The organism is Anabaena sp. CS-542/02 (assembly GCF_028331085.1).
GTDB classification, from domain to species: Bacteria; Cyanobacteriota; Cyanobacteriia; order Cyanobacteriales; family Nostocaceae; genus Anabaenopsis; species Anabaenopsis arnoldii.
In genome coordinates, this window is record NZ_JAQMTM010000065.1 from 1 (window position 1) to 5107 (window position 5107).

Genomic DNA, 5107 nt, shown 5'->3' on the forward strand with positions numbered 1-5107 from the left:
AAAGACTACCGCTATCATTGCTTGGTTTTCGCGTTGGCAATAGTCTTAATTCAATACTTGATATCGTAGGATTATATATCAAGTGGGCGATTTTCTTAACTCACTTATGTCAATGCTTGTCAACATAAGTATAGTTTTGTCTATAAAATAGTCAGCTTAGGACTAGCTCCCCTAGAAAACATGGGAAGGGATCAAAACCTGTTAGATGAACGCACGATGGGGTTTTCTACAGAATCCCGATACTGTTGAACCTGATCCGTATAGGCGATTGGTAGAACAGCTTCCACGTTTTCATGAGGACGGGGAATAATCACCCAAGATTCCAAAGTACCACCATAAACATTTTCCGCAGCTTCAACACCAGCGGCCATAGCAGTTTTGACCTCGGAAACATCCCCGCGAATATTTACTGTAAAACGAGCGCTACCGACTCTGATATAACCAACAAGGGTGACGCGACCAGCTTTCACCATCGCATCTGCTGCTGCTAGTACAGCAGGAAAACCTTTTGTTTCAAGTGCGCCAACGGCCTGTAGTGACATTAGTAATCTCCTGTATGAATTAACGTATTTGGGGCGACAAATTTATTGTCCTGAGGAATTTACCTATTACATACGGAACGGATCAGATGTTTCGGTGAAGTGGATCGGTAAAATGGTCTCGACGTTTTCCGGGGGGTTAGGAACAATATAGTGGGTAATTACTTGACCACCATAAGCTTGTTCTCCGGCTAATATTCCTGCTTCTACAGCCCTTTGAACTTCGGCAACGTGTCCCCGAACGGCGACTAACAAGCGAGCGCTTTCGGCTTGACCATAATACACAATTGTGACTGCGGCAGATTTAACCATGGCATCTGCTGCTGCTAGTACAGCAGGAAAGCCCAAGGTTTCAATGACGCCAACCGCCATGGGCATGGCATTAGCTCCTGAGTCTAAAAAATCAAGTGATATTAATTGTACGAGGGTTTCGTACCAACTTTGACATTTAGCAAAATTTTCTCTTCGCCCCGGTGTAAACTAAAGAATTATGTTTCCTAATTTCTTACCTCCCACAGTTGGACAACTAACTGAACCTACCTCCATCGCCTTGGCTCAAATTATTCAGGCTCAAGCGATCGCCACTCCTTTAACTAATCAACCAATTACCACTACCTATGTGCAAAAGGGTAGTGGCGGTACACCTATTTTATTAATTCACGGATTCGACAGTTCTGTGTTTGAATTCCGTCGCCTTTTACCACTGCTACCAAGAGATAATGAAACTTGGGCTGTGGATTTATTAGGCTTTGGGTTCACAGACAGAATTACCGATGTGCAATTTAGTCCCCTGGCTATCAAAACTCATCTGTATTATTTCTGGAAAACTTTAATTAACCAACCTGTGATTTTAGTGGGTGCGTCTATGGGGGGTGCAGCTGCCATTGATTTTACCCTAACTTACCCAGAATTGGTGCAAAAACTCGTGTTAATCGATAGCGCTGGTTTGAAGGGGGGTTCACCGTCAAGCTTGATGTTTCCCCCCTTGGATTCTTTAGCAGCTAATTTTTTGCGTAATCCTAATATACGCGATCGCATTTCCCGCGCTGCTTACAAAAATCAGTTACTCGCCTCAACTGATGCTCGAATATGTGCCTCATTACACCTAGAAATGCCTAACTGGACTCAAGCCTTAATAGCTTTTACTAAAAGTGGTGGGTATCGCGCTTTTAAACCACAGCAGCTTACCAGCATTGTCCAACCAACTCTCATCTTATGGGGAGATACGGATAAAATTTTAGGTACATCGGACGCTAAAAAGTTTACCCAAGCGATTCCTAGTAGTAACCTTGTTTGGATCAAAGATGCTGGTCATGTTCCCCACTTAGAACAGCCAGAAGTTACTGCCCAACACATTCTCGAATTTCGTAATGAATCACAAATTAAGAATTAATTAAGAATTACGAATTCAATCGTACAACCAAGTATTATCTGCAAAATTATCACCTTCTTTTTGACGTTGTAGAAGCTGCTCAGGAACCCGATGTGATTTTTTATAGCCAACTGGATTATATTTCTCTTTGACTTGGATTGCACTTTCTTTCTTAGGAATTGCTGACTTATCCTCTTTGAGTGGGATGTGGGATTTACTTTGTTGTATTAATTGAGAGTTAGACTCTGCAAGCTGTAGCGCGGTTTGTTTAGCTTCGTGCAGTTCTTTAGTCAGCCTTTCTGTTAATACTTGCTTTTCATACAAATTTGATTGTAAATCGACAATTTGTTTTTGCAGAGTTTTTTCTTTATTTTGATATTCTTCCAGAGTTTGTTTTAATTTTTCCACAGTAGTTTCTAAATCTTTTGAACTAGACATAGCAGCATCATGGGGTTTAAGTAATTGCTCTGTTGCTAAAACATTCTGTTCGGTAACTTCCTGTGCTGTAACTTCAACCGCAGCTTCATTTTCAAGTAGTATCAATTTTTGTGCCTCTTGCTGTAGTGATTCGGATAGATTTTGCTTAACCATTATTTTCTCCAATAACGCTGTAATTCCTTTGCAGACGTGGTTTATGACTCCCCCTAGGGTGTATTTTTCTCTCGCCATTCAGCAATAGCGATCGCCCCTAGTTGTGATTTTGCTTTCCCTATAAACTGGCAAAAGCTTCAATATCTGCATCAATAATAAACTTATTATTTTACGTGAATTGTGCAGCTAAATTAACTACTGTAGTCGTTTGATCGACTTCTCCCTAACTCTTGAGGATATTTTTAACAATGCTGACTTCCCAGGCTGCCTTACATCAATATAACCCTTTGTGTGGCATCCTATCACAAAAAAATCTTGATACTCCCCACGGCTAAAAGCCGGGGGATTCTTGAAGAGTCCACAAACGAACTGTCAAAATAAAAATCAGCAGTCATCACCTTACCCATCCTCTAGCGGATGAGCAAATTTATCACTCAGTCAATGTCATACAGCACCACTGAATCTGAAGTACAGATTGAATTATCAAACTTTTGTGGGGTAGGCATCTTGCCTGCCCTAGTGTACCTCACCCCTTCATGATCATATGTATGATATATGACTTGACAATTTGCTGAGAAACTATTAAAATCTACAGGGTAAATATTTACGCCTCATAATTATTACTAAATTATGGAACCCGTAACACTAACTGCCGTAGCAACAGCGATCGCGACAATAGTTTTAACTAAGGCTTTAGAAAAAACAGGCGAAAAGCTTGGAGAAGCAGGAATTAAAGCAAGTAATGAGTTAATCGCACAGCTACTAAATAAAAATAAGCTATCCTCCCTAGCGAATATATCAGAAGAAAACCCACAGCAACCGTTAAACTATCGTGAAGCAGTACTGGAATTGAAAGCAGTAGCTGATCAAGATCCCGAAATTGCTCAATCAGTGCGGGAAGTGGAAGCAGCCGCAAACGCCGACCCACAAGCGCCTACACTTCAAGAAAAAGCGCGTAAACTTCAAGAAATAGTCAATAATATCAATAATAATACCAATAGTAATATTAATATCAATAATGCTGACTCAATTAAAACCATCTTCCAAGGAAATACTATCACTGGTCCTATTAACGTCTGACCAGAGTCGCCCGTAGGGGAACGGGTAAAGTCAAAGCCACCTGGTGAAATACCGGAAAGTTTACCCCGGAGTGGGGTAGTAAAATTTGTGGGACGTGAACACCAACTGCAACAACTCCAACAACTTTTACAGAAAAATAACCAAGTCGCCATTGCTGCAATTGCGGGAATGGGTGGACTAGGTAAAACAGAACTGGCCCTGCAATATGCAATCAATCACCTCGAAACCTACAAAGGCGGAATTTGCTGGTTAGAAGCGGAAACAGAAGATGTGGGCGTTCAAGTCCTGCGATTTGCCGCAACTCACCTTGATTTAAACCCACCAGAAGAAAAAGATTTTGATATTCAAACAAAAGTAAAGTACTGCTTTCGCAATTGGCCTGAAGGCGATGTGTTGCTAGTGGTGGATGATGTCACAGATTACAAGCAAGTTAAAACTTACCTCAACTCTCTATCTCCCAGGTTTAAAGTGTTGATGACTACGCGCCAAAAGTTCGGTGCAAGCATCAAGGAATTACCTTTAAATGTATTACCACCAGATGCAGCCTTAGAGATGTTACGGTCATTGCTCGGAGAAACAGCACAGCGTATTGAGAAAGAATTAGATGTAGCCAATCAGTTGTGTGAATGGTTGGGATATTTACCTTTGGGTTTGGAGTTAGTGGGGCGGTATCTAGCCCGAAAACAAGATTTGTCTATATCGGAAATGACGGAGCGCTTGAAGAACAAAAGATTAGATCAGCCAGCCTTATCTAAGTCGAAATCAGATCCGGATATGACAGCACAACGGGGAGTAAAAGCAGCCTTTGAGTTAAGTTGGTTGGAATTAACAGAGGATGATCGACAATTAGGCTGTTTACTCAGTTTATTTGCAGCAGCACCCATACTCTGGGAATTGGTAGAACAGTCCCTACCAAAAAAATCTCCCGAAGATTTAGAGGACATTCGGGATAATAAGCTGCTGACTCTGCATCTACTCCAACGCGAAACACAAGGAATCTATAAACTACATCCACTGCTGCGGGAATTTTTCCAATCTAAGTTGACAGATTTAGAGCAAACAGAGAAATTTAAGCGATCGCTTTCTCAGGTAATGGTAACAGTCGCCAGAAAAATTCCTTCTACCCCCACTAGGGAAGACATCAACGCTGTTTCCCTTAAAATACCTCATTTAGCTGAAGTAGCAAAACATTTCATTCCATACATTAGGGATGAAGATTTAATTTACCCTTTCATCGGTTTGGGTGGATTCTATGGAGTAGTAGCCTAGTTGATAATTAAATAGACAAACCTATACACTTACCTACAAACCTATAAGTGCATTTATGTTTAAACCTCATGAGTTTGCAAAGAAAATTGGGGTGTCAGTCAAGACATTACAACGCTGGGATTCAGTTGGGAAACTTCCTGCTAGGATGTGAAATTATTGTAGCCAATCAAGAATCACTATCTCCGCAACAGGAATTAGTCGAGGACTTAATGGCAATCATTCATTGTTTTTCTTGTCGATTGTACGGGTTGAGAAA

General features: G+C 41.0%; 6 protein-coding genes and 1 pseudogene. 4 read left to right on the forward strand and 3 right to left on the reverse strand.

Features of this window, described 5'->3' with window-relative positions:
- Window positions 1–191: 191 nt before the first annotated feature.
- Together PN447_RS06860 and PN447_RS06865 are read right to left on the reverse strand one after the other, a co-directional pair.
- A complete protein-coding gene (locus PN447_RS06860) occupies window positions 192–542 on the reverse strand; it encodes a carbon dioxide-concentrating mechanism protein CcmK (protein WP_271733371.1) in 351 nt (116 codons plus the stop codon).
- Between the two features lie 66 nt (window positions 543–608).
- Window positions 609–917 carry a carbon dioxide-concentrating mechanism protein CcmK gene (locus PN447_RS06865; RefSeq protein WP_271733372.1) on the reverse strand — a complete coding sequence of 103 codons (309 nt, stop codon included), beginning with the start codon at window positions 915–917 and terminating at the stop codon, window positions 609–611.
- Window positions 918–1029: 112 nt separating this feature from the next.
- On the opposite strand from PN447_RS06865, the gene PN447_RS06870 reads away from it, so the two are divergent.
- On the forward strand, window positions 1030–1932 hold the full coding sequence (locus tag PN447_RS06870; RefSeq protein ID WP_271761937.1) for an alpha/beta fold hydrolase: 903 nt from the start codon (window positions 1030–1032) through the stop codon (window positions 1930–1932).
- Between the two features lie 15 nt (window positions 1933–1947).
- On the opposite strand, the gene PN447_RS06875 is transcribed toward PN447_RS06870, so the two are convergent.
- Window positions 1948–2502: a hypothetical protein gene (locus PN447_RS06875; RefSeq protein ID WP_271761938.1), complete on the reverse strand. Its 555-nt coding sequence runs from the start codon at window positions 2500–2502 to the stop codon at window positions 1948–1950.
- Between the two features lie 630 nt (window positions 2503–3132).
- Between PN447_RS06875 and PN447_RS06880 the strand changes: the two genes are divergently transcribed.
- The 3 genes and pseudogenes from PN447_RS06880 to PN447_RS06890 all read left to right on the forward strand — a co-directional run.
- Window positions 3133–3582 (forward strand): hypothetical protein, encoded by a 450-nt coding sequence (locus PN447_RS06880; RefSeq protein ID WP_271761939.1) that lies wholly within the window; start codon window positions 3133–3135, stop codon window positions 3580–3582.
- A gap of 87 nt (window positions 3583–3669) precedes the next feature.
- On the forward strand, window positions 3670–4851 hold the full coding sequence (locus tag PN447_RS06885; protein WP_271761940.1) for an NB-ARC domain-containing protein: 1182 nt from the start codon (window positions 3670–3672) through the stop codon (window positions 4849–4851).
- A 143-nt stretch (window positions 4852–4994) separates the two neighbouring features.
- Window positions 4995–5107 (forward strand): annotated as a pseudogene (locus PN447_RS06890) (IS607 family transposase); the annotation flags it as partial.